General features: G+C 67.7%; 21 protein-coding genes. 9 read left to right on the top strand and 12 right to left on the bottom strand.

The features are described 5' to 3' along the window. Positions 1-549, bottom strand: coding sequence for a cupin domain-containing protein (locus tag CA234_RS05435; RefSeq protein WP_164521718.1), 549 nt, complete (start codon positions 547-549; stop codon positions 1-3). Further along, positions 546-1,172: a methylthioribulose 1-phosphate dehydratase gene (locus tag CA234_RS05430; RefSeq protein ID WP_126001079.1), complete on the bottom strand. Its 627-nt coding sequence runs from the start codon at positions 1,170-1,172 to the stop codon at positions 546-548. Before CA234_RS05430 ends, CA234_RS05435 begins: the two co-directional genes overlap by 4 nt. 263 nt (positions 1,173-1,435) lie before the next feature. Here CA234_RS05430 and CA234_RS05425 point away from each other — a divergent pair, with 263 nt between their 5' ends. Both CA234_RS05425 and CA234_RS05420 read left to right on the top strand, forming a co-directional pair. Then, the gene (locus CA234_RS05425; RefSeq protein ID WP_125974275.1) at positions 1,436-2,155 is read left to right on the top strand and encodes a murein L,D-transpeptidase catalytic domain family protein; all 720 of its coding nucleotides are present in this window, start codon (positions 1,436-1,438) and stop codon (positions 2,153-2,155) included. A gap of 249 nt (positions 2,156-2,404) precedes the next feature. Next, positions 2,405-4,456 (top strand): NAD(+) synthase, encoded by a 2,052-nt coding sequence (locus tag CA234_RS05420; RefSeq protein ID WP_126001078.1) that lies wholly within the window; start codon positions 2,405-2,407, stop codon positions 4,454-4,456. A 6-nt stretch (positions 4,457-4,462) separates the two neighbouring features. Here CA234_RS05420 and CA234_RS05415 read toward each other — a convergent pair whose 3' ends face one another. From CA234_RS05415 to fdhD, 3 genes are all read right to left on the bottom strand, one after another. Further along, positions 4,463-6,064, bottom strand: a complete 1,602-nt coding sequence (locus CA234_RS05415) for a response regulator (RefSeq protein WP_126001077.1) — start codon at positions 6,062-6,064, stop codon at positions 4,463-4,465. Between the two features lie 72 nt (positions 6,065-6,136). Next, a complete protein-coding gene (locus tag CA234_RS05410) occupies positions 6,137-6,667 on the bottom strand; it encodes an NTP transferase domain-containing protein (protein ID WP_125974272.1) in 531 nt (176 codons plus the stop codon). Then, the gene (gene fdhD / locus CA234_RS05405) at positions 6,664-7,413 is read right to left on the bottom strand and encodes a formate dehydrogenase accessory sulfurtransferase FdhD (protein ID WP_126001076.1); all 750 of its coding nucleotides are present in this window, start codon (positions 7,411-7,413) and stop codon (positions 6,664-6,666) included. The genes CA234_RS05410 and fdhD overlap by 4 nt, the downstream gene beginning before the upstream one ends. A 67-nt stretch (positions 7,414-7,480) precedes the next feature. Between fdhD and CA234_RS05400 the strand changes: the two genes are divergently transcribed. Together CA234_RS05400 and CA234_RS05395 are read left to right on the top strand one after the other, a co-directional pair. After that, a complete protein-coding gene (locus tag CA234_RS05400) occupies positions 7,481-9,742 on the top strand; it encodes an FdhF/YdeP family oxidoreductase (RefSeq protein ID WP_126001075.1) in 2,262 nt (753 codons plus the stop codon). 109 nt (positions 9,743-9,851) lie between these two features. Continuing rightward, positions 9,852-12,071 (top strand): glycoside hydrolase family 3 C-terminal domain-containing protein, encoded by a 2,220-nt coding sequence (locus CA234_RS05395; protein ID WP_125974269.1) that lies wholly within the window; start codon positions 9,852-9,854, stop codon positions 12,069-12,071. A 45-nt stretch (positions 12,072-12,116) separates the two neighbouring features. Here CA234_RS05395 and CA234_RS05390 read toward each other — a convergent pair whose 3' ends face one another. The 3 genes from CA234_RS05390 to CA234_RS25145 form a co-directional block, all read right to left on the bottom strand. Next, the gene (locus tag CA234_RS05390; RefSeq protein WP_125974268.1) at positions 12,117-13,136 is read right to left on the bottom strand and encodes an oxidoreductase; all 1,020 of its coding nucleotides are present in this window, start codon (positions 13,134-13,136) and stop codon (positions 12,117-12,119) included. A gap of 92 nt (positions 13,137-13,228) precedes the next feature. Beyond that, the gene (locus CA234_RS05385; RefSeq protein WP_126001074.1) at positions 13,229-13,741 is read right to left on the bottom strand and encodes a GAF domain-containing protein; all 513 of its coding nucleotides are present in this window, start codon (positions 13,739-13,741) and stop codon (positions 13,229-13,231) included. Further along, positions 13,738-14,625 carry a GGDEF domain-containing protein gene (locus tag CA234_RS25145; RefSeq protein ID WP_209092187.1) on the bottom strand — a complete coding sequence of 296 codons (888 nt, stop codon included), beginning with the start codon at positions 14,623-14,625 and terminating at the stop codon, positions 13,738-13,740. The genes CA234_RS05385 and CA234_RS25145 overlap by 4 nt, the downstream gene beginning before the upstream one ends. Before the next feature lie 235 nt (positions 14,626-14,860). Between CA234_RS25145 and CA234_RS05375 the strand changes: the two genes are divergently transcribed. The 4 genes from CA234_RS05375 (at position 14,861) to CA234_RS05360 (ending at position 18,266) form a co-directional block, all read left to right on the top strand. After that, on the top strand, positions 14,861-16,321 hold the full coding sequence (locus tag CA234_RS05375; RefSeq protein WP_125974265.1) for an altronate dehydratase family protein: 1,461 nt from the start codon (positions 14,861-14,863) through the stop codon (positions 16,319-16,321). A 127-nt stretch (positions 16,322-16,448) separates the two neighbouring features. Continuing rightward, positions 16,449-16,679: a hypothetical protein gene (locus tag CA234_RS05370; protein ID WP_125974264.1), complete on the top strand. Its 231-nt coding sequence runs from the start codon at positions 16,449-16,451 to the stop codon at positions 16,677-16,679. 5 nt (positions 16,680-16,684) lie between these two features. Then, a complete protein-coding gene (locus CA234_RS05365) occupies positions 16,685-17,209 on the top strand; it encodes a gamma carbonic anhydrase family protein (RefSeq protein WP_125974263.1) in 525 nt (174 codons plus the stop codon). A gap of 112 nt (positions 17,210-17,321) precedes the next feature. Next, entirely contained in the window at positions 17,322-18,266 is a 945-nt protein-coding gene (locus CA234_RS05360; protein WP_125974262.1) for a nitronate monooxygenase family protein, read from the top strand. A gap of 4 nt (positions 18,267-18,270) precedes the next feature. Here CA234_RS05360 and CA234_RS05355 read toward each other — a convergent pair whose 3' ends face one another. Then, positions 18,271-18,732, bottom strand: a complete 462-nt coding sequence (locus CA234_RS05355) for a DUF1465 family protein (protein WP_126001073.1) — start codon at positions 18,730-18,732, stop codon at positions 18,271-18,273. Between the two features lie 73 nt (positions 18,733-18,805). Continuing rightward, positions 18,806-19,003, bottom strand: a complete 198-nt coding sequence (locus CA234_RS05350) for a DUF465 domain-containing protein (protein WP_125974260.1) — start codon at positions 19,001-19,003, stop codon at positions 18,806-18,808. 161 nt (positions 19,004-19,164) lie between these two features. On the opposite strand from CA234_RS05350, the gene CA234_RS05345 reads away from it, so the two are divergent. Beyond that, on the top strand, positions 19,165-19,317 hold the full coding sequence (locus CA234_RS05345; protein WP_125974258.1) for a YdcH family protein: 153 nt from the start codon (positions 19,165-19,167) through the stop codon (positions 19,315-19,317). A 153-nt stretch (positions 19,318-19,470) separates the two neighbouring features. Here the strand turns inward: CA234_RS05345 and CA234_RS05340 are convergent, their stop codons facing one another. Together CA234_RS05340 and dksA are read right to left on the bottom strand one after the other, a co-directional pair. Beyond that, positions 19,471-19,845: a PilZ domain-containing protein gene (locus tag CA234_RS05340; protein WP_125974256.1), complete on the bottom strand. Its 375-nt coding sequence runs from the start codon at positions 19,843-19,845 to the stop codon at positions 19,471-19,473. A gap of 114 nt (positions 19,846-19,959) precedes the next feature. Continuing rightward, on the bottom strand, positions 19,960-20,427 hold the full coding sequence (gene dksA, locus CA234_RS05335) for an RNA polymerase-binding protein DksA (protein ID WP_125974254.1): 468 nt from the start codon (positions 20,425-20,427) through the stop codon (positions 19,960-19,962). Positions 20,428-20,645: the final 218 nt, after the last annotated feature.

The raw sequence follows: 20,645 nt of genomic DNA, 5'->3' as shown, positions 1-20,645 counted from the left end.
TCAGGCGGCGATGCGCTCGTGGCGCGGGAAGCGGTCGGCGATGGCGTCGCCGGTGAACTGGGCGATCCACCCGTCGGGATTGGTGAACAGCCGGATCGCGGTGAAGCGGGGGCTCGGCCCCATGTCGAACCAATGTGGGGTACCGGCGGGCACCGAGATCAGGTCGCCCTCCGTACAAAGAACCGCATACACGCGATTGTTCAGATGCAGCGTGAAGAGCCCCTCCCCCTCCACGAAGAAGCGCACCTCGTCTTCGGCATGGCGATGCTCGGACAGGAACTTGGCGCGCAGCGCATCCTTTTCGGGGTGGTCGGGCAGCATCCGGATCACGTCGACCGAACGATAGCCCTGCTCGCCCTTGAGCCGCTGGACCTCGGGCGCGAAAGCAGCGAGCACCCCCGCCTGGTCGGCATCCGCTGCGATCGCACGCGAAGGCCAGCGCTCGAAGCGCACCCCGCGGATCGCCAGCTCCTCCGCGATCGTCACCGGATCCTGCGTGTCGAGCAGCGGCGTCGTGCCGGTTTCCAAGAAGATACGAAGTCGGCTCATCGTGTCCATGCCCGTCTGAAGCTGGCCTCGGCGAGCTCGGCGGCAATCATCCATTCGGTCGCCTCCAGCACGCGTTCGGCCTCGTCCACGTCCTTGCCCCAGGCATAGAGCCCGTGGCTGCGAATAAGATACGCCGGAATGGCGCCGGGTACCAGCAGCGCGGGGCGGATCGCCGCTTCGATCACCGCCATGTCCTGGCTGTTGTCGACGATCGGCAGCCGTACCTCGGCCGCATGGGTGGTATGGCCCGGATAGGCCTTGAGCATTTCGTGCCCCGCCAGCGTGATGCCGTCGGCTTCGGTCGCCCGGCTCAGCCCCACCGCCTGCGGCGAATGGCCGTGCAGCACCGCGCCGGCTTCGGGAAACAGCCGGTAGAGTGCGAGATGAAGATCCGCCTCCGCCGACGGCTTGCCGGCGGTGAGCGGCCGGCCATCCAGATCGACGCGCATGATCCCGTCGCCGGTCAGCCGGCCCTTGTGGCGTCCCGAGACGGTCAGCGCGACACTGCCATCGTCGAGCCGGGCCGAGTAATTGCCCGAGGTCGCCGGCGCCCAGCCGCGCGCGTCGAGCCGCCTGCCGGCCTCGATCAGCGCCGCGACGGCCTGTTCATAGGACATGGTCATGCCGCGCCTCTAGCGCTTCGCAGACGCGGCGCGACACAGATTTTTTTCGTTTCGGGAAGAGATCAACGATGCCAGTGCGATGCGGCGCGATTCGCCCGATGGTTCGTTCCCGCCGTCCCGAAACGACATGACGGGTCGGTGAACCGGGCAGGAGGTGCGCCGAAACGCGCCATCAAGCGGCATTAGCGGAAACATCGTTAACGATGCTTCTGCTATACGGTTTCCCGGGCATGACAGAAATTTGCGGGCGCAGAACAAAGATCATGGATTCGAACGCTTCGGTACAAACACGTCGGGCTTTGCTCAAATCCGCGCTGGTAATGGCGAGCGGCGCAGCGGTTTCGGCCTGTGCCTCGCGCACCATCGGGACGACGCTGGCGGCTGCGCCACCACCGCCGCGGATCCAGCCGGCCCCGGTGGCTTCGCTGCATGCGGCACCCAAGGTTGCCGCCCAGCCGCGGATCGTCCCCGCCGGCATCCGGCCGGACCTGTTCAAGCGTGCGACCGCGGCGCTCGACCGGCACTCGATGCATGTCGACACGCACGACCGGATCGCCGTTGCCGATTTCTCGCTGCCTTCGTCGCAGCCGCGCTTCTTCCTGGTCAACATGGGTACCGGTGAAGTCGAGCCGCTGCTGGTCGCGCACGGCATCGGTTCCGATCCGGGCCATACCGGCGTGCTCCAGCGCTTCTCCAACCAGATCAATTCCGAAGCGACGTGCGAGGGCGCGTTCCTCACCGCCGATTATTATGTCGGCAAGCATGGCGATTCGCAGCGGCTGATCGGGCTGGACCCGACCAACAACAACGCCATGGCGCGCGCGATCGTGGTCCATTCGGCCTGGTATGCGAACCCGGACATGGTGTCGAAGCACGGCAAGCTCGGCCGCAGCCAGGGCTGCTTCGCCGTCGGCGAACGCCAACTGGCCAAGGTGTTCGAACGGCTGGGGCCGGGCCGGCTTATCTACGCGGCCAAGGCGTAAACTTGCCTTAGCCCTCCCCTTCAGGCGCATCAGGCAGGCGCTGCCCCCGGCAGCGCCTGAACAGCGTGGGGCGCTGTTCACCTGATGGGGGGTTGGGGTTCGGCCCTGTCTTACCGAGGCCAACAAGCGTTCTGGAATTCCTCCACCCTCAACCCCTCCTCCAAGGAGGAGGGGCTTAAACAGCCTATCCCGGATACATCCCGCCCCCGCGGGGTTGGCAGGCCATGGTCCCCGGCATAGGACACACGCATGGCCGATCCGCATCCGTTCTTCGCGCTCCACCGTCACGGCATGATCCGCGCGGGCGTCTGCACGCCCGTCGGCACCGTCGCCGATCCCGCCGCCAATGCCCGCGCGACCATCGTGCTGGCGCAAGCGGGGGACGCCGCCGGCGCGGATATCCTCGTCTTCCCCGAACTCAACGTCACCAGCTATGCGATCGACGACCTGCATCTGCAGGACACGATCCTCGCCGCCACCGAGGCCGGCATCGCCGCGATCGTCGAGGCGAGCCGCACGCTGAAGCCGGTGCTGCTGGTCGGCGCGGCACTGGCGCGCAACGGCCGCCTCTACAATTGCGCCATCGCCATCGCGCGCGGCCGCATCCTGGGCGTGGTGCCCAAGACCTACCTGCCCAACTACCGCGAATATTACGAGAAGCGCTGGTTCGCCTCGGGCTCTGGGCTGCGCGACCTCGCCATCACCGTCGCCGGCCAGACGGTGCCGTTCGGGCCCGACCTGCTGTTCGCCGCGGAAGACCTGGCCGACTTCGTCTTCCATATCGAGATCTGCGAGGATTATTGGGCGCCCCAGCCCCCCTCCACCGAAGGGGCGATGGCCGGGGCGCTGGTGCTGTGCAACCTGTCTGCCTCGAACATCGTGATCGGCAAGGGCCGCGAGCGCGAGCTGCTCTGCGCCTCGCAGAGCTCGCGGACGATCTCCGCCTATCTCTATTCGGCCTCGGGACCCGGCGAGAGCACCACCGATCTCGCCTGGGACGGCCAGGGGCTGATCTACGAATTCGGCGAGAAGCTCGCCGCTTCGCAGCGCTTCGAGCTGACCGATGCGATCACCTACGCCGACCTCGACCTTGAACGGCTGCGGCTCGAGCGGATGCGCGACGGCACCTTCAACGACAACGCCCGCAACGCCGGGATGCCCGAAACCCGCTTCCGCCGCATCGCCTTCGCGCACCAGCCCGACTTCGCCGATCGCGGGCTGCTCCGCCCGACCCGCCGCTTCCCCTTCGTGCCCAACACCCCGGCGGCGCTGGAGGAGGATTGCTACGAGGCGTTCAACATCCAGGTGGAAGGCCTGCGCCAGCGGCTAGCCTCGACCAAAAGCAAGGCGCTGATCATCGGCATTTCGGGCGGGCTCGATTCCACCCACGCGCTGATCGTCGCCGCCAAGGCGATGGACCGGCTCGGCCGCCCGCGCACCGACATCCTCGGCTATACCATGCCCGGCTTCGCGACGAGCGAGGGCACCAAGTCCAACGCCTGGGCGCTGATGCGCGCGATCGGCATCACCGCCGCCGAGATCGATATCCGCCCTACCGCGCGGCAGATGCTGGCGGACATCGGCCATCCCTTCGCGCAGGGCGAGCCGGTCTACGACGTCACCTTCGAGAACGTCCAGGCGGGCCTGCGCACCGACTATCTGTTCCGTCTCGCCAACCGCAACGGCGGCTTCGTGCTCGGTACCGGCGACCTGTCCGAGTTGGCGCTGGGCTGGTCGACCTATGGCGTCGGCGACCAGATGAGCCACTACGGCGTCAATGCCGGCGTGCCCAAGACGCTGATCCAGTATCTGATCCGCTGGAGCGTCGAGAGCGGCCAGTTCGACGGCGAGGCGGCGACCGTGCTGCTCTCGATCCTCGATACCGAGATCTCGCCCGAGCTCGTCCCCGCCGATGCCGATGGCAAGATGCAGAGCACGCAGGACCGGATCGGCCCGTACGAGCTCCACGATTTCTTCCTGCACCATATCGCGCGGTTCGGGCTCAAGCCGTCCAAGGTGGCCTTCCTCGCCTGGCACGCGTGGCGGGATGCCGAGGCGGGCCTGTGGCCGATCGGCTTCCCGGCGGAGGGCCGCAACCAGTACGACCTGGCAACCATCGCCAAGTGGCTGGAAACCTTCCTGTTCCGCTTCTTCCAGATCAGCCAGTTCAAGCGCTCGGCGCTGCCCAACGGGCCCAAGGTCTCGGGCGCCGCCGCGCTCAGCCCGCGCGGCGACTGGCGCGCGCCTTCGGACAGCGTCGCGACCGCCTGGATCGAGGAACTGCGCGCCGCGCTGCCCTGAGCGGCCTCAGCCGCGGGCGACCGCGCGGATCTTGCGCAGCAGTTCGTGCGAATCGAACGGCTTGCGCAGGATGGTCACGTTGGGCGAGGCGATCGCGTCGAGCTTGTTCGAGTCCGCAAAGCCGGTGATCAGGATCACCGGTAGCGCCGGATCGGTAGTGGCGACCTGGTCGGCGACTTCGCTGCCGCTCAGCTCGGGCATGGCGAAGTCGACCACCAGCGCGGCGAAGCGGCGCCCCTGCACCAGTGCCACCCCGGCCGCGCCATCTGCCGCCTCCTCCACGTCCGCGCCCGCCGAGCGCAGCATTTCGGCGAGCGACGCGCGGACATGTGCGTCGTCGTCGACCAGCGCGATCGTCATGCCCGCCAGGCTGATCCGCTCGTCGCGGGCGGAATCGTCCTGCACGTCGCGGCGGGGCTCGACCGTCGCCAGCGGCAACAGCAGCGTGACGGTGGTCCCCTGCCCCAGTTCGCTGTCGATCAGCAGCGTGCCGCCCGACTGGCGCAGCACCCCGAACGCCATCGACAAGCCCATGCCGGTGCCCTTGCCCACGCCCTTGGTCGAGAAGAACGGCTCCACCGCGCGCGCCACCACCTCTGGCGTCATGCCCATGCCGGTATCGGCAATGCGCAGCGCGACATAGTCGCCCGCGGGCACGTCGGGCGCGACCTTGCCGCTGCGCAGCTCGGCCGAGATCGTCAGCACGCCGCCTTCGGGCATTGCATCGCGCGCGTTGAAGGCGAGGTTGAGCACCGCGAGTTCGAGCTGCAGTGCATCGGTCTGCACGTTCCACACGGGATCGATCCGCTCGATCCGCACGCGCCCCAGCGGCGCCACCGCGCGCTCGACCAGCCCCGCCATGCCGCCGACCAGCTCGGCCAGGCGCACCGACTTCACGTCGAGCCGCTGCTTGCTGGAGAAGGCGAGCAGCTGGCCGGTCAACTGGCGACCGCGCTCCACCGCGTCGAGCGCGCTCGACGTCCAGCGGATCACCCGGTCGGCATCGTCGGGCTTGCGCGCGATCAGCTCGAGATTGCCGGCGATCGCCTGCAGCAGATTGTTGAAGTCATGCGCGATGCCTCCGGTCAGCTGCCCCACCGCCTCCAGCTTCTGCGCCTGCAGCAACGCCGCCTCGACCGTCTCGCGCTGGGCGACTTCGCTCTTCAGCTCGGCGAGCGCAGCATCGCGCTGCTCGACCATCGCGGCGAGCTGGGCATTGGCTTCCTTGAGCTTTTCCGAAGAAGGCAATTTGGTCAGCGTCGGCAGGAGCGGCCAGAGCAGGATCGCGGTGAGCACCGATACCGCTGCCGTCAGCAGCTTGACCAGCGCCTCCAGTCCGTAGAGCGGGCTGAACAGGGTCACCACGCCCATCACATGCGTCATGCCGCAAGCGAGGATGAAGAGGGCGAAGCACCAGAACACCCAGCCGAACGCCAGATCCTTGCGGCTGCGCACCAGCGCCACCAACGCGATCGGGATCGAGAAATAGGACAACGCAATCAGCGTGTCAGCGACGATATGGGTCCACAGCAACAGCGGCTGCCACGACAGGCAATAGCCATGGGGCGAGTAGTTCCCGCTCCAGAAGGCTGCGAACACGCTTTCCATCCATCCCCCTGCCGCCGGCCGTCGCCGACAGAAAATTGCGCACGACCTAGCGCATGCGAATGAGAAGCGGAACTAAGGAAAAAACCCGGTGACCCTCGAAAGATCGTCGCAGGAGTTGATGTTGGGAATGGGTGCCCCCCAATCGATTGCCGTTGCGCCCGCGTGCGCGGCCCAGGCCTTCATCGAGGCACGCGCGCCGGAAGCAATATAGGCGTCGCATACGGGGGCGAGCGCCGCATCCCAGATGCCGAGCACCGGCAGTTGCGCAACAAAGCAAGATCCGCCGTGCGCCAACAACGCTGCCAGCAGCCCCGCCGGCAGCAGCGGTGTATCGCACGGCGCGACCAGCACCCGCGCCATCCCACGCTCGGCAGTTTCACGGAGCGCCGCATTGAGGCCCGCCAGCGGCCCCAGGCCGGACGCCGGACGATCGGGGATTCCGCCCTCGCCTGGGCGGCCGCACAGGATCACGCCGTCGCAATGGGGTGCCAGCGCTGCGGCGACATGGTCGATCAGCGCGCGTCCGTCGAGCGCCGCCAGTGCCTTGTCCGATCCGAAGCGCCGCGCCTGGCCGCCCGCCAGGATCGCACCCAGCGGCTTCATGGCACCAGCCGGAGCATGGCGTCCGGCCGCACCAGCGCGGCCAGCCGCAATCCCGCCGCGCGGGCACGCTCCGCCGCCAAGGCGGTCGGTGCGGAGATCGCCGCGAGCAGCGGGCAGCCCGCCAGCACCGCCTTTTCGACCAGCTCGAACGAGCAGCGCGCGCTGATCAACGCGAAGCCCCCGTCCCAGCCCAGCCCCTGCCGCGCCATCGCGCCGACCAGCTTGTCGAACGCATTGTGCCGCCCGACGTCCTCGCGGACCAGGCGGATCTCCCCCTCCGCCGAGCAGAGCGCCGCGGCATGAGCGGCGCCGGTCTCGCGGTTGAGCGGCTGATGGTCGCGCAGTGCCTCGGCCGCGCGGAAGATCGCGGCCGAGGACGCCCCGCTTTCCGCCTCGATCCTCGGCAGCGGGCGCAGCGCTGCTTCGAGATTGTCGATCCCGCACAGCCCGCAGCTCGAATCCGTCGTGCGGTGCCGAACCCGCTCGATCACCGTCGAGGGATCGGCCAGCGTCACCCGCAGCACCACACCCTGCTCGGCCTGGTGGCTTCCCACGTCCACCGCCGCCCCCAGCCGCTCGGATGCGACGAAGCCGGTGGCGAAATCCTCCAGGTCGGTCGGCGTCGCCATCATCACGGCGTAGCCCAGACCGTTGATTTCGATCGCGACCGGCACTTCCGCGATCAAGCTGCGTTGGAGCCGGGTCTCCGACCCGTCGGGCGTCCTGCGATCGAACCACATATCCATGGGTTGCAGATAGGCAGGCGTCCGGCCCAGGGATAGAGGCAGGATACGTGGTGCAAGGAGCGTGGCGATGGCCCGGGCGAAAGACGGAACGATACATTATGCGGGCGCCGAGGGCGGCTGGGGCTCGATGCGCGGCATGGCGCTGGTCGCCGGCGCCGAACGCCCGAGCGCCGACGCCCTCAAGACGCTCGCCAAACAGAACAAGCCCGGGGGCATGATGTGCACCTCCTGCGCCTGGACCAAGCCGGCCAAGCCGCACATGTTCGAATTCTGCGAGAACGGCGCCAAGGCGACGCTGTGGGACCTCACCACTCGCCGCGCCACGCCGGAGTTCTTCGCCCAGCACACCCTGACCGAGCTGCGCGGCTGGAGCGACCACGACCTCGAACAGGCCGGCCGCCTCACCAATCCGATGCGCTACGATCGCGCTACCGATAAATACCTGCCCTGCACCTGGGATGAAGCCTATCGCGCGATCGGCAAGAAGCTGCGGGGCTATAACCCGAAGAGCACGATCTTCTACGCCTCGGGCAAGGCGAGCCTGGAGACCAGCTACGCCTGGGCGCTGTTCGCGCGGCTCTATGGCCACAACAACCTGCCCGACAGCTCGAACATGTGCCACGAGACCACCTCGGTCGCGCTCAAGTCGACGATCGGCGCGCCGGTGGGCACCTGCGTGCTCGAGGATTTCGAGCATTGCGACGCGATCTTCTTCTTCGGCCAGAACACCGGCACCAACAGCCCGCGCTTCATCCATACGCTGACCGCGGCCCGCAAGCGCGGTGCCAAGATCGTGACCTTCAACCCGATCCGTGAGAAGGGCCTGCTCGAGTTCCGCAACCCGCAGAGCCTCCAGATGGTGACCGGCGGCAAGACCGAGATCTCGCACCAATATTATCAGCTCAAGCCGGGCAGCGACATTTCCGCCATGCTCGGCATCGCCAAGCATGTGCTCGCCGAGGAGGATCGCCGCGGCGGCGTGATCGACCGCGCCTTCATCGCCGAGCACACCCACGGCTTCGAGGAATTTGCGGAGAAGGTCCGCAGCACCAGCTGGGAGACGATCGAAGCCGAGACAGGCCTGCCCCGCGCCGACCTGATCGCCGCGGCCGAGGTTTATATTCAGGCCGAAAGCGCGATCGGCATCTGGGGCATGGGGCTCACCCAGCATGTCGGCGGCTATGACAATGTCGCGGGCGTGGTGAACCTGATGCTGCTGCGCGGGAATATCGGCCGCCTCGGCGCAGGCGTCTCGCCGGTACGCGGCCACTCCAACGTCCAGGGCCAGCGCACCGTCGGCATCTCCGAGAAGCCCGAGCTGGTGCCGCTCGACCAGCTTTCCGAGCAGTACGGCTTCCAGCCGCCGCGCGACGAGGGCTATACCACCGTCACCGGCTGCGAGGCGATCGCCAAGGGCGAGATCAACGCCTTTCTCGGCCTCGGCGGCAATTTCCTCCGCGCCGTGCCCGATCACCGCGTGATGGAGAAGGCGTGGACCGGCATGGGCCTCACCGTCCAGATCGCCACCAAGCTCAATCGCGGACACCTGTTCTGCGGCGAGACCGCCTATCTGCTCCCCACGCTGGTCCGTTCCGAGCGCGACGTGCGCGACGGCATGCCGCAGGTGGTGACGATGGAGGACAGCCTCAGCTGCATCCACGGTTCGATCGGCGAGGCCAAGCCGGCCAGCCCGCATCTTCAACCCGAGCTGGCGATCGTCGCCGGGATCGCGAAGGCCGCGCTCGACCCCAACCCCAATGTCCCCTGGGAGGCTTGGTCGAACGACTATGCGCTGGTCCGCGATGCGATCGAGGCGACCTATCCGGACAAGTTCAAGGACTTCAACCAGCGGCTGTTCACCCCCGGCGGCTTCTTCAAGGGCAACAGCGCGCGCGACCGAAACTGGAAGACGGAGAGCGGCAAGGCCGAGTTCACCGTGCCCAGCCACCTCAACGCCACCGGCTTCGCCGATGCGGACGGGGTGTACCGGCTGATGACGCTGCGCTCGAACGACCAGTTCAACACCACGGTTTACGGCTATTCGGATCGCCTGCGCGGGATCGAGGGCAAGCGCGACGTGCTGCTGATCAGCCCCAGGGAGATGGAACGCGCCGGGCTGAAGGAAGGTCAGCGCGTGGCGCTGGTCGGCGACGATTCGGATGGCGTCGACCGCGTGGTCGAAGGGCTGGAGGTGCTGCCCTTCAACCTGCCCCAGGGCTGCGTCGCGGGCTATTACCCCGAGCTCAACCCGCTGATCGCGCTCGGCCACCACGACGGCGCCTCGAAGACGCCCGCGGCGAAATCGGTGCCGGTGCGCATCCGCGCCTGATCCTGATATAGAAGACGCGCTGCAAAGACGGCCGCCGGCTCTTGTCGGCGGCCGTTCTTATGCTAGGCAGCGGACAACGTTGACAAGCGATCCGGGAGGAGAGGACGACATGAAACGACACGCTCTGAAGCTGGCAGCCCCGCTGCTCGCGCTCGCCGCCACCACTGCCTTTACGGCGCCTGCGCTGGCGCAGACCCAGGCCTCGCGCCCCTGGACCAACGCCAAGCTGTCGCCCGACGCGCGCGCCAAGGCGATCCTCGCGCAGATGACCGAGGACGAGAAGCTCACCTTGGTATTCGGCCTGTTCGGCACCGATTTCGCGCCCAAGAACTTTAAGACCCCCGCCGAGGCGCGTCCGGGCTCCGCCGGCTATGTTCCCGGCATCCCGCGCCTGGGCATCCCGGCGCAGTGGCAGACCGATGCCGGCGTCGGCGTCGCGACGCAGGGCGGCGCCGAGCGCAAGCGCGGCCGCACCTCGCTCCCCTCGGGCATCGCCACCGCCGCGACCTGGGACCCCGCCCTCGCCTTCAAGGGCGGCGCGATGATCGGCGCGGAGGCGCGCGCCTCGGGCTTCAACGTGATGCTCGCGGGCGGCGTCAACCTGCTGCGCGAGCCGCGCAACGGCCGCAACTTCGAATATGGCGGCGAGGATCCGCTGCTCGCCGGCACGATCGTCGGCGCGCAGATCGCCGGCATCCAGTCGAACCACATCATCTCCACGGTGAAGCATTACGCGTTCAATGACCAGGAGACCGATCGCAACAAGATGAACGCGGTGCTCGATCGCACCGCCGCGCGGATGAGCGACCTGCTCGCCTTCAACATCGCGATCGAGAAGTCCGATCCGGGCTCGGTGATGTGCAGCTACAACAAGGTAGACGGGCTCTGGGCGTGCGAACAGCCCTGGCTGCTCACCGACGTGCTGCGCCGCGACTGGGGCTGGAAGGGCTTCGTGATGTCCGACTGGGGCGCGACCCACTCTACCGCCGCCGCCGCCAATGCGGGCCTGGAGCAGCAGTCCGGCTGGCCGTTCGACGAGCAGCCCTATTTCCGCGAGCCGCTCAAGGCGGCAATCGCCAAGGGCGACGTGAGCAAGGCACGCCTCGACGAGATGGCGCACCGCATCCTCCGCTCGATGTTCGCGCACGGGCTGTTCGATCACCCGATCACCGGCGCGCCGCTCGATCTCGCCCCGGCGATGCTCAAGGCGCATGCCGACGTGACCCGCGCCGATGCCGAGGCGGGTATCGTGCTTCTCCAGAACAAGGGCGACGTGCTGCCGCTCGCCGCCAGCGCCAAGCGGATCGTCGTGATCGGCGGCCATGCCGACAAGGGCGTGCTGGCGGGCGGCGGCTCGTCGCTGGTCTATCCGGTCGGCGGCAATGCCGTGCCGGGGCTCGAGCCGAAGATCTGGCCGGGCCCGGTCATGTACCACCCCTCCGCACCGCTGGAGGCGCTGCGCCGCCAGCTGCCGGGCGCGACGATCTCCTATCTCGATGGCACCGACCCCGCCGCCGCCGCGGCAGCTGCCAAGCAGGCCGACATCGCAGTCGTGTTCGCCACGCAGTGGGCGGGCGAAGCCTTCGACGTGTCGCTGAACCTAACCGACAATCAGGACGCACTGATCGACGCCGTCGCTGGCGCCAATGCCAAGACGGTGGTGGTGCTAGAGACCGGCGGCCCGGTGCTCACCCCCTGGGCCGACAAGACCGCGGCGATCCTGGAAGCCTGGTATCCCGGCACCGCGGGCGGCGAAGCGATCGCCAATGTGCTGACCGGCAAGGTGAACCCCTCGGGCCACCTCCCCGCCAGCTTCCCGCGCAGCGTCTCGCAGCTGCCCAAGCCGAGCGCGCCGAACGAAGGCGAGACCCGCTACACCGAAGGCGCCACGGTCGGCTACAAATGGTACGACGCGAAGGGCGACAAGCCGCAATTCGCCTTCGGCCATGGCCTGTCCTACACCCGCTTCGCCTATTCGGGCCTCAAGGCAACCGCGCCCAAGGGCCAGGTGACCGTGACCTTCACGCTGCGCAACACCGGCAGCCGCGCCGGCGCCGACGTGGCGCAGGTCTATGTCTCGGGCGCCGGCTGGGAAGCGCCGAAGCGGCTGGGCGCGTTCCAGAAGGTGTCGTTGGCACCGGGCGCGTCCAAGACCGTCTCGGTCACCGTCGATCCGCGCCTGCTGGCGGTGTTCGACGGCGCGGCGCACCAGTGGAAGATCGCCGGGGGCAGCTACAAGGTGCTGCTCGGCCAGTCAGCGGAGGACATCGTCGCGACGACCACCGTCAATGTGCCCGCGCGCACCCTGCCGGTCGGCTGGCACCCCTGACCGACCCGGCCCCGCGCGCCTCGAACGGCGCGCGGGGCTATCCGCTCAAGCGAGCGGGATACGCCGCCCCTCTTCCGCGCTCTGCCGGGCAAGCTCGATCAACTGGAGCCCGGCGAGCGCATCCTTCGCCGCAACGGGCGGTGCCGCGCCGTCGCGGATCGCGGCCGCCACCCCGGCATAGAATCGCCGATAGTCGCCGCGCTCCGACGCGATCGTCTCGGTCGAACCGTCGGGCAGCGTCAGGACGCCATATTGCGCCGGGTCCTCCAGCCCATGGCCGGGATCGCGCACCGATCCCCCGGCGCGCATCGCCGCCTCCTGCGGATCGAGCCCGTACTTCACGAAACTGCCGCCGCGACCATGGAGCGCAAAGCGCGGCCGCGCCGCCGCGATCATCCGCGAACTCGCCAGCACCACCCGGCGCGTGCCGTAGAACAGCGTCACGGTGAAATAGTCGTCGACCGGGCTGTTGCCACGCTGTCGGGCGACATCGCCCTGCACCGCCTCGGGCATGCCGAACAGGACCAGCGCCTGGTCGATCATGTGCGGCCCCAGGTCGAGCAGCTGCCCGCCGCCCTCGGCTTCCTTCCAGGCCTGCGACAATTCGGGGCGGAAGCGGTCCCAATGCGCCTCGAACAGGAGGATCTCGCCCAGCCGGTCGCCTTGCACCAGCGCCTGCACCGCGAGGAAATCGCTGTCCCAGCGCCGGTTGTGGAACGGCACCAGCAGCCGCGCCTGCGCCTCGGCGAGGCCGATCAGCGCCTCGGCCTCGGCGGCGCTGGGGGTCAGCGGCTTGTCGATCACGACATGCTTGCCCGCTTCGAGCGCCGCCGTGGCGAGCGGGAAATGCGTGGCATTCGGCGTCGACACCACCACCAGATCGATTGCGGGATCGGCGATCAGCGCTTCGGGGCTGACGGCCGGCACCCCCGGATAGGCCTTCGCGACGGCCTCGGCCCGAGAGGAGCCAACGGCCGCCAGTTCGAGCCCGTCGACCGCGTCGATCAGTGGTGCGTGAAAGGCGGTGCCGCCTAGGCCGAAGCCGATAAGGCCGGTGCGGATCATGGCGTTCTCCCGTTGCCGTATGGCTGCGGCCTAGCGGCAACGCCCCGCCATTCCAAGCAAGTCGCCGCAGCCGCCCGGAAAAACCGGTCCGCTCAGCAGGTTCGCGGTGCAGCCCCGATGCGGTCGCCGACCGCATCGGCCAGTTTGTGCAGCTGTGCCCACTGCCGGAACGATGCGGGGCCGTGGGGGCGGCGGTCGAGCCCGCACACGGCGCCGATCGGGAAGGGCCCGCTCCGCACCACCACGCCGGTATAATAGCGCACGCAGGGGCCGCCTGCGACCAGCGGGTTGGCGCGGAAGCGCGGATCGATGTGGAGATCGGGGACGCTGAGCAGCCCATCCGGCGCCGCGATGGTATGCGAGCAAAAGGCGATCGAACGCGGCAGCACGACCGGCTCGATCCCGACCGCGCTGATCATCCGCTGCACATCGCCGTCGGTGACCGTAACCATCGCGATCGGCGTGCGCAACACCATGCAGACTTCGCCGAGCAGTTCGTGCAGCACGGGATCGCTCGGCGATACCGCGCGCAGACCGTCTACCGCGCGCTGGCGGCGCGCCTCGTCCTCGGGCCGGAACGCGGCGGAGAAGAAGTGGAGCGTCATGCCGCCCGCCGCACGGTGCCGGGCTCGTCGAACGCGATCCGGATCGCGTTCTTGCCGTTGCGCTTCACTTCCAGCATCGCCTCGTCCGCCAATCCGATCATCCGTTCGGTATCCCGCGCCGCGTGGGCATCGATCACCACCGCCCCCATGCTGCAGGTGACCGCATGGCCGGTCGAGCGCAGTGCCTCGCTGAGCCGTGCATGGAGGCTCTCGGCGACCTGCTCGGGCACCACGCCGCGCTCGATGGCGAGGAAGGCGCAGAATTCGTCGCCGCCCAGCCGGGCGAACAGGTCGTCGGGCCGCATCCGTGCGCGGGCCTCGTCGGCGAAACGCCGGAGTACTAGGTCCCCCGCCGCGTGCCCGTGCCGATCGTTGACCGCCTTGAACCCGTCCAGATCCATGTAGAGCAGCAGCAGCGTCGAACCGCGACGGCGCGCGATCTGCGCCACCCGCTCCAGCTGGCTGCGAAACGCGCCCCCGTTGAGCGAGCGGGTGAGATAATCCGTGGAAGCGCGCCACAACTCGCCGTCGATGGTGTGGCGCAGCGTCGCCACCATCAACACGATCATGATCGCACCCGCGGCACGAGTCACCGTGTTCCAGACGACGACCGGCGCGGAGAGAGCCTGAAAGTCCAGGAACGGCAGCGATCCGAACCCGTTCAAGGCGGAGCCGAGCGCGATCGAGAACAGCACGACGATGATGCCGGCGCGCTCGCGCAGCGTCCATGCCGTGAGAATGTCGACGAACAGATAGCCGATCGTCATCGAGACCGTCGGCCCGGTCGCCCAATCGGCGACGATCGTCACGACCATCGCCGTGCAGACCGCGATCCAGGCCTGCAGGCGGCTCAGCCGCATCGTCCAACGAAAACTGCGCATCATCGCCCTGATCAAGGCCGACTGCGGCGGTGGTGCCTTCACGCGATCCAACTCCCCCACGGCGTGGATACCCCTTTACTGCCCAATGGCTTAACGGCCCCGAAACACAGGCGGCCGGTTCTCGCCGCTCCGGAATAGTACGAGTGCGGGTTTTTGACGGCGCGTCGTCCGCAATGGGGCACGAGCACGCAACAATGCCTCTAGGAGGTTCGCTCGCAACCCCCTATGCTCGGAGTTGATGACTGCAGCCTTGTTCCAGATCGACCCGCGTGACCCCGTCGCCACCGCCCTCCGCCCGCTGCACGCAGGCGACACGGCGCTGGGGGTCACCGTTACCACGGACATCCCCCAAGGCCACAAGGTCGCGATCCGGCCGATCGAGGCCGGCGCACCGGTGCACAAGTTCGGGTTCCCGATCGGTCATGCGACACGGGCCATCGCGCCCGGCGAGCACGTGCATACCCACAATGTGGCGACCGCCCTCGCCGCGAGCGGCAGCTACGCGTACCAGCCCGCCTTCGAAGCAGCACCGGCCGCTGCCGGGCCAACCTTCCTCGGCTATCGCCGGGCAGACGGACGGGTGGGCACCCGCAACGAAATCTGGATCCTGCCCACGGTCGGCTGCGTGGGCCGCACCGCCGAGAAGATCGCCGAGCGCGCCGCCGCGCGCTTCGCCGGCCGGGTCGACGGCATCCACGCCTTCGCGCATCCCTTCGGCTGCTCGCAGCTCGGCGACGATCTGGAAGGCACGCGTGCAATCCTGACGGCGCTCGCCAACCATCCCAATGCCGGCGGCGTTCTGCTTGTCGGACTTGGCTGCGAATCCAATCAGATGCGCGGCATGTTGGAGGGTATTTCTCAGCCCAACCTCCGCACCATCGGCGCGCAGGCGGCTGGCGACGAAATCGAAGAGGGAATCGCTCTAGTAGAGGAACTTATCAACCAGGCTGAACAGGCCGTGCGAACCGAGGAGCCACTCGCGTCTCTGGTCCTCGGGGTGAAATGCGGCGGTTCGGACGGGTTCTCAGGATTGACCGCCAACCCACTGGTGGGACGGATGAGCGATGCGGTCACGGCCGCGGGCGGCACCGCCATCCTCACCGAAATTCCCGAGATCTTCGGGGCCGAGCAGTTGCTGATGGCGCGCGCGGCGACCGAGACGGTGTTCGGGAAGATCGTCGATCTGGTGAACGGCTTCAAAGCCTATTTCACCCGGCACGGCGAACCAGTCTCGGAAAACCCCTCCCCCGGCAATCTCGCCGGCGGCATCACCACGCTGGAGGAAAAGTCGCTCGGCGCGGTGCAGAAGGCGGGACACGCGACGGTCACCGACGTGCTCGGCTATGGCCAGCGCGTGCAGCGTCCGGGCCTCGCGCTGCTCGAAGCGCCGGGCAACGACGCGGTCTCGTCCACCGCGCTGGCGGCCGCGGGCGCAACCGTCATCCTGTTCACCACCGGCCGCGGCACGCCGCTGGGCTTCCCGGTGCCGACGATCAAGATCGCCTCGAACAGCGACCTCGCCGCGCGCAAGCCGGGCTGGATCGATTTCGACGCTGGGCAGGTACTCGCCGAGGACATGGAGGCGGCGAGCCGTGCCCTGCTCGAACGGATCGTGGCGATCGCCTCGGGGGATCCGACGGCTGCCGAGCGCAACGGCGAGCGCGAGATCGCGATCTGGAAGCGCGGCGTTACGCTCTGAGGGGCGATTTGTTCCCAAGAAAATGCGGCGAATGCATGCTGCATCGCGGCGATCCGCAATTCCCCTGGATTGATGCTGAAAGCTGAACGGGTTAGCCCTGAAAGCGAGCAGAGATCGGGTGGTAGCAATGGCTGAATTCTTCGTGTTCCTGTACGCAATGGCCGCCGGCTTCGTGCTGCTGACGATGCAGCGCAACCGCCGCGAGCAGCGCGCCGATGCACCGATCGTGACGCTGGTCGGCTGGGGGCTGTTCTCGCTGTCCTCGACGCTCGCGCTGCTGCTCGGCGCCGTCGCGCTGGCGCTGGCGCTCGGCATGCAGATGCCGCTGCCCGCCGGCTTCGAGAGCTTCGCGCTCTAACCGGCATGCCGCTCTACGCCTTTGGGGGAAAGGCGCCGCAGGTCGCGGCGGATGCCTGGGTCGCGCCGAGCGCCGAACTGATCGCCGACGTGCGGGTGGCGAGCGGCGCCAGCATCTGGTTCGGCGCCGTGGTCCGCGCCGACAACACGCCGATCGTCATCGGCGCCCGCAGCAACATCCAGGAAGGCGCACTGCTCCATTCGGATCCCGGCGCACCGCTGACCATCGGCGACGAGGTGACCGTCGGCCATCATGCCGTGCTCCATGGCTGCACGATCGGCGACGGCTCGCTGATCGGCATGGGCGCGATCATCCTCAACCGCGCGGTGATCGGCGCCGAATGCCTGGTCGGGGCCGGCGCACTGATTACCGAGGGCAAGGAATTTCCGGCCGGCCAGCTGATCATGGGCAGCCCCGCCCGCGCGGTCCGCCCGCTCGACGCGGCGCAGCGCGCGATGCTGCGGGCCAGTGCGGCGCTCTATGCCGCCAAGCAGCGCGAATACGCGACGGGCCTCACCCGAATCGACTGATTCGCGCGCTTTCCGGGATCGGGTTGCGCGTCGGCGCTTTGGCCGCCCGTGCATGCCGTAGCGTCGCCGACACCCGCCTAGACAGGCTTCGTAGCTGCGGTATCACTCGGGCATGGCGCTACCGGCTCTCTTCGATCGTCTGCGGCTTCCCGTCATCGGCTCGCCGCTGTTCATCATCTCCTGCCCCGAACTGGTCATCGCCCAGTGCAAGGCGGGGATCGTCGGCTCCTTCCCCGCGCTCAACGCGCGGCCGCAGAGCCAGCTCGACGAGTGGCTGCACCAGATCACCGAGGAACTCGCGGCCTGGGACCGCGACCATCCGGACACGCCCGCCGCGCCCTTCGCGGTCAACCAGATCGTCCACCGCTCCAACCCGCGGCTGGAGGAGGATGTCGCGAGCTGCGCCAAGTGGAAGGTGCCGATCGTCATCACCTCGCTGGGCGCCCGCCCCGAGCTCAACGACGCGGTGCACGGCTGGGGCGGCATCACGCTGCACGACGTTATCGACGATCGCTTCGCCCACAAGGCCGTCGAAAAAGGCGCCGACGGCCTGATCCTGGTCGCAGCAGGCGCCGGCGGCCATGCCGGGCGGCTGAGCCCGTTCGCGCTGGTCCAGGAGGTGCGCGAATGGTTCGACGGACCCGTCGCCCTTTCGGGCTCGATCGCCACGGGCGGCGCGGTGCTGGCGGCGCAGGCGATGGGCGCCGACCTCGCCTATATCGGCTCGCCCTTCATCGCGACCGAGGAGGCCAACGCCGTCCAGGCCTATAAGCAGGCGATCGTCGACGGCCGCGCCGAGGACATCGTCTATTCGAACCTGTTCACCGGCGTGCACGGCAATTACCTGCGCGCCTCGATCGTCAATGCCGGGCTCGATCCGGAGAATCTGCCCGAGAGCGATCCGAGCGCGATGAACTTCGGCGGCGCCAAGGCGTGGAAGGATATCTGGGGCTCGGGCCAGGGCATCGGCGCGGTGCATGCGATCGAACCGGCAGGGGCGCGGATCGACCGCCTTGGTGCGGAATATGCCGCCGCGCGGGCACGGCTGGCGCTCTAGGCGTTCAGAAGGCCCCGGCGAGCCGATCGAGCATCCGCCGCGCCGGGCTCGACACTGCGATCGGCGACGCGTCGAAGGCGGAGTCCAGCCGGGCAACGCGGCGATACAGGTCCATGCTCGCCCGCACGATGATCACCGCCTGGAGCGGCATGTCCTCGAGCAGCGCGGCGTCGGTTTCGGGTGCGGGGCCTAGCCGGCGACCGGGGGCGCGGGTATCGGCCAGTTGCAATTCTCCGGCATCCACCGCACGCTGGGTGAGCAGCCAGGCGATGACGTGCATCAGCCGCGTCGTCACCTTGAGCGACTCGCACGAGAACGCCACCCGGCTCAGCGCCGCCAGCGCATCGCGCTCGTCGCGGCCGAGCTGGTCGAAATAGCCGCGCGCCTCATCCGCCAGCACCATCGCCTCGACATAGAGCGAGTCGACCAATCGTCGGTGCAGGGTAAGGGCGTCGGAGCGCTTCATCCCCCTCTAGCTGCCACAGGATCGCGACGCGCGGAAAGCGCCAATTTTGCCGCGTCGCAGCAAAACGGAACAATCACGCAATGATGTCCGGGATCAGCTGGTCCTCGAGCAGCGAAATCTCGTCGCGGAGCTTGAGCTTGCGCTTCTTGAGGCGCGCGATCTGCAGCTGGTCGCCGGTACCGCTATCCGCCAGCGCGGCGATCGCGGCATCCAGGTCGCGATGCTCGGCACGCAGGGGCTCCAACCGGCGCCGGATCTCGCTTTCGTCCATTCTATGCCCCCAGTGCGCCCGACTCGCCGGATCGTTGCCCGGCATGCGAACCATCGCGGCTTTTCCGCGGTCTGTCGATCAGTGTTGATTCTGCACGCGACAAGCGGCGCAAAACATGATGTAGTTCGCTCCCCTCAGAGTTATCGAAGGAGGAATGCTTCATGCACGCCGGGCATCTTTCGGCACTTACCGCCAAACATTCGCAGCTGGACCAGCGAATCGCCAGCGAAACGCAGCGCCCCCTCCCCGATCACATACTGTTAGCGCAATTGAAGAAAGAGAAGCTGCGGGTCAAGGAAGAGATGCAGCGATAACCGTCCCGTTCACGGACTATTTACCGAAACCTTGGACTCGCGCGGCAGAAACTTGCCGCGCGAGCCGGGGACATACGCTCCATCAGCAATGGCTGCATGTCGGAAGCTGCATGTCGGAAAGCGCGAGATTCGGCGGAATGGGTTCGGCGCAGCTTAGCGGCGCGTGAAGATCGGCTTTACATAGGCCGGCGTCTGGGTGCCCCCGCCCACCGGCTTGCGCGCCAGCTTCGGATCGATCTCATTGTCGAACGCGACGCCCACGCGCCCTTCGGCCGCCCAGGCGATCTTGCCCTTCACCCAGCCGACGCCGCGAACTTCGATCTCCACCGGCGTGCGCAGGCCCACCGGACCGGTATATTCGGCCATCAGCCCGCCGGCCGAAAGATTACGCACCCGCACCGTACCGACATCCTCGCCATCGACGCGGAACTGCGCGGTCAGCAACAGGCTGTCGCGGGCACCGCTGCGCTTGCCCGCAAAGTCATCGGCCGAAAGCGTGGTGGCGGGGATGTAAGACTGCTGGTCCATGATTGGCTCTCGATGGCGGATTCGCACCCGCAGGGAGTAGACCAACAACTCTTAACGAAAGGATTAACCGAAATCCGCCCCGGTATTTTGCCGGAGCGGATTTGAACGTAGATTTCACTCGTCCCGGCTGATCTTCTCGTTGCGCTCGTGCCGCTCCTGGGCTTCGACCGTCATCGTCGCCGTGGGACGGGCTTCGAGCCGGCCGAGCGGGATCGGTTCGCCGGTCACTTCGCAATAGCCATATTCGCCTTCCTCGATGCGGCGCAGCGCCGCGTCGATCTTGGCGATCAGCTTGCGCTGGCGATCGCGGGTGCGCAGTTCGATCGACCAGTCGGTTTCGCTGGAGGCGCGATCGGTGAGGTCCGCCTCGCGCAGCGGCTCGGACTGGAGCTGGTTCAGCGTGCCAGCCGCCTCGCGATAGATCGCGTCCTTCCAGCCATTCAGCTTGTTGCGGAAATATTCCTGCTGCCGCGGATTCATGAAGGGTTCGTCGTCGCTCGGCCGATAGCCGTCGTCGCCATCATTCGCGGCCGGAGGAACGCTTTTATCGTGCTCGTCAAAACGGCCTAAAACAGTTGCCATTCCCACTCTCCACACCAGTCCCCGGTGGCGTGCCGCTCGAGAGACTGCATTGCCCGCAGGCGCTATACTTTCGCAAGCAGCCATTAACAAGCCAATGCCGCGAAAGCTTTTTGGCGGGAATTCCCTATAGTTCAGTAGAAATTAGCAATCCCTGAACCACTTGCACTTTTTTCCGTTTCGGACGGACACAGACGCCGTCCGGCAAGCAGCTTCCGTCC

Source organism: Sphingomonas sp. ABOLE, assembly GCF_003950455.1.
GTDB classification, from domain to species: domain Bacteria; phylum Pseudomonadota; class Alphaproteobacteria; order Sphingomonadales; family Sphingomonadaceae; genus Sphingomonas; species Sphingomonas trueperi.
The sequence above is the reverse complement of the archived record's forward strand: the minus strand, read 5'-3'. Positions and strand labels throughout refer to the sequence as shown.

What these genes read in the sequence shown, in the direction of transcription:
- CA234_RS05435 (WP_164521718.1), bottom strand. Translation starts at nt 549, where the DNA reads ATGAGCCGACTTCGTATCTTCTTGGAAACCGGCACGACGCCGCTGCTC.
- CA234_RS05430 (WP_126001079.1), bottom strand. Translation starts at nt 1,172, where the DNA reads ATGACCATGTCCTATGAACAGGCCGTCGCGGCGCTGATCGAGGCCGGC.
- CA234_RS05425 (WP_125974275.1), top strand. Translation starts at nt 1,436, where the DNA reads ATGGATTCGAACGCTTCGGTACAAACACGTCGGGCTTTGCTCAAATCC.
- CA234_RS05420 (WP_126001078.1), top strand. Translation starts at nt 2,405, where the DNA reads ATGGCCGATCCGCATCCGTTCTTCGCGCTCCACCGTCACGGCATGATC.
- CA234_RS05415 (WP_126001077.1), bottom strand. Translation starts at nt 6,064, where the DNA reads ATGGAAAGCGTGTTCGCAGCCTTCTGGAGCGGGAACTACTCGCCCCAT.
- CA234_RS05410 (WP_125974272.1), bottom strand. Translation starts at nt 6,667, where the DNA reads ATGAAGCCGCTGGGTGCGATCCTGGCGGGCGGCCAGGCGCGGCGCTTC.
- fdhD (WP_126001076.1), bottom strand. Translation starts at nt 7,413, where the DNA reads ATGGATATGTGGTTCGATCGCAGGACGCCCGACGGGTCGGAGACCCGG.
- CA234_RS05400 (WP_126001075.1), top strand. Translation starts at nt 7,481, where the DNA reads ATGGCCCGGGCGAAAGACGGAACGATACATTATGCGGGCGCCGAGGGC.
- CA234_RS05395 (WP_125974269.1), top strand. Translation starts at nt 9,852, where the DNA reads ATGAAACGACACGCTCTGAAGCTGGCAGCCCCGCTGCTCGCGCTCGCC.
- CA234_RS05390 (WP_125974268.1), bottom strand. Translation starts at nt 13,136, where the DNA reads ATGATCCGCACCGGCCTTATCGGCTTCGGCCTAGGCGGCACCGCCTTT.
- CA234_RS05385 (WP_126001074.1), bottom strand. Translation starts at nt 13,741, where the DNA reads ATGACGCTCCACTTCTTCTCCGCCGCGTTCCGGCCCGAGGACGAGGCG.
- CA234_RS25145 (WP_209092187.1), bottom strand. Translation starts at nt 14,625, where the DNA reads ATGATGCGCAGTTTTCGTTGGACGATGCGGCTGAGCCGCCTGCAGGCC.
- CA234_RS05375 (WP_125974265.1), top strand. Translation starts at nt 14,861, where the DNA reads ATGACTGCAGCCTTGTTCCAGATCGACCCGCGTGACCCCGTCGCCACC.
- CA234_RS05370 (WP_125974264.1), top strand. Translation starts at nt 16,449, where the DNA reads ATGGCTGAATTCTTCGTGTTCCTGTACGCAATGGCCGCCGGCTTCGTG.
- CA234_RS05365 (WP_125974263.1), top strand. Translation starts at nt 16,685, where the DNA reads ATGCCGCTCTACGCCTTTGGGGGAAAGGCGCCGCAGGTCGCGGCGGAT.
- CA234_RS05360 (WP_125974262.1), top strand. Translation starts at nt 17,322, where the DNA reads ATGGCGCTACCGGCTCTCTTCGATCGTCTGCGGCTTCCCGTCATCGGC.
- CA234_RS05355 (WP_126001073.1), bottom strand. Translation starts at nt 18,732, where the DNA reads ATGAAGCGCTCCGACGCCCTTACCCTGCACCGACGATTGGTCGACTCG.
- CA234_RS05350 (WP_125974260.1), bottom strand. Translation starts at nt 19,003, where the DNA reads ATGGACGAAAGCGAGATCCGGCGCCGGTTGGAGCCCCTGCGTGCCGAG.
- CA234_RS05345 (WP_125974258.1), top strand. Translation starts at nt 19,165, where the DNA reads ATGCACGCCGGGCATCTTTCGGCACTTACCGCCAAACATTCGCAGCTG.
- CA234_RS05340 (WP_125974256.1), bottom strand. Translation starts at nt 19,845, where the DNA reads ATGGACCAGCAGTCTTACATCCCCGCCACCACGCTTTCGGCCGATGAC.
- dksA (WP_125974254.1), bottom strand. Translation starts at nt 20,427, where the DNA reads ATGGCAACTGTTTTAGGCCGTTTTGACGAGCACGATAAAAGCGTTCCT.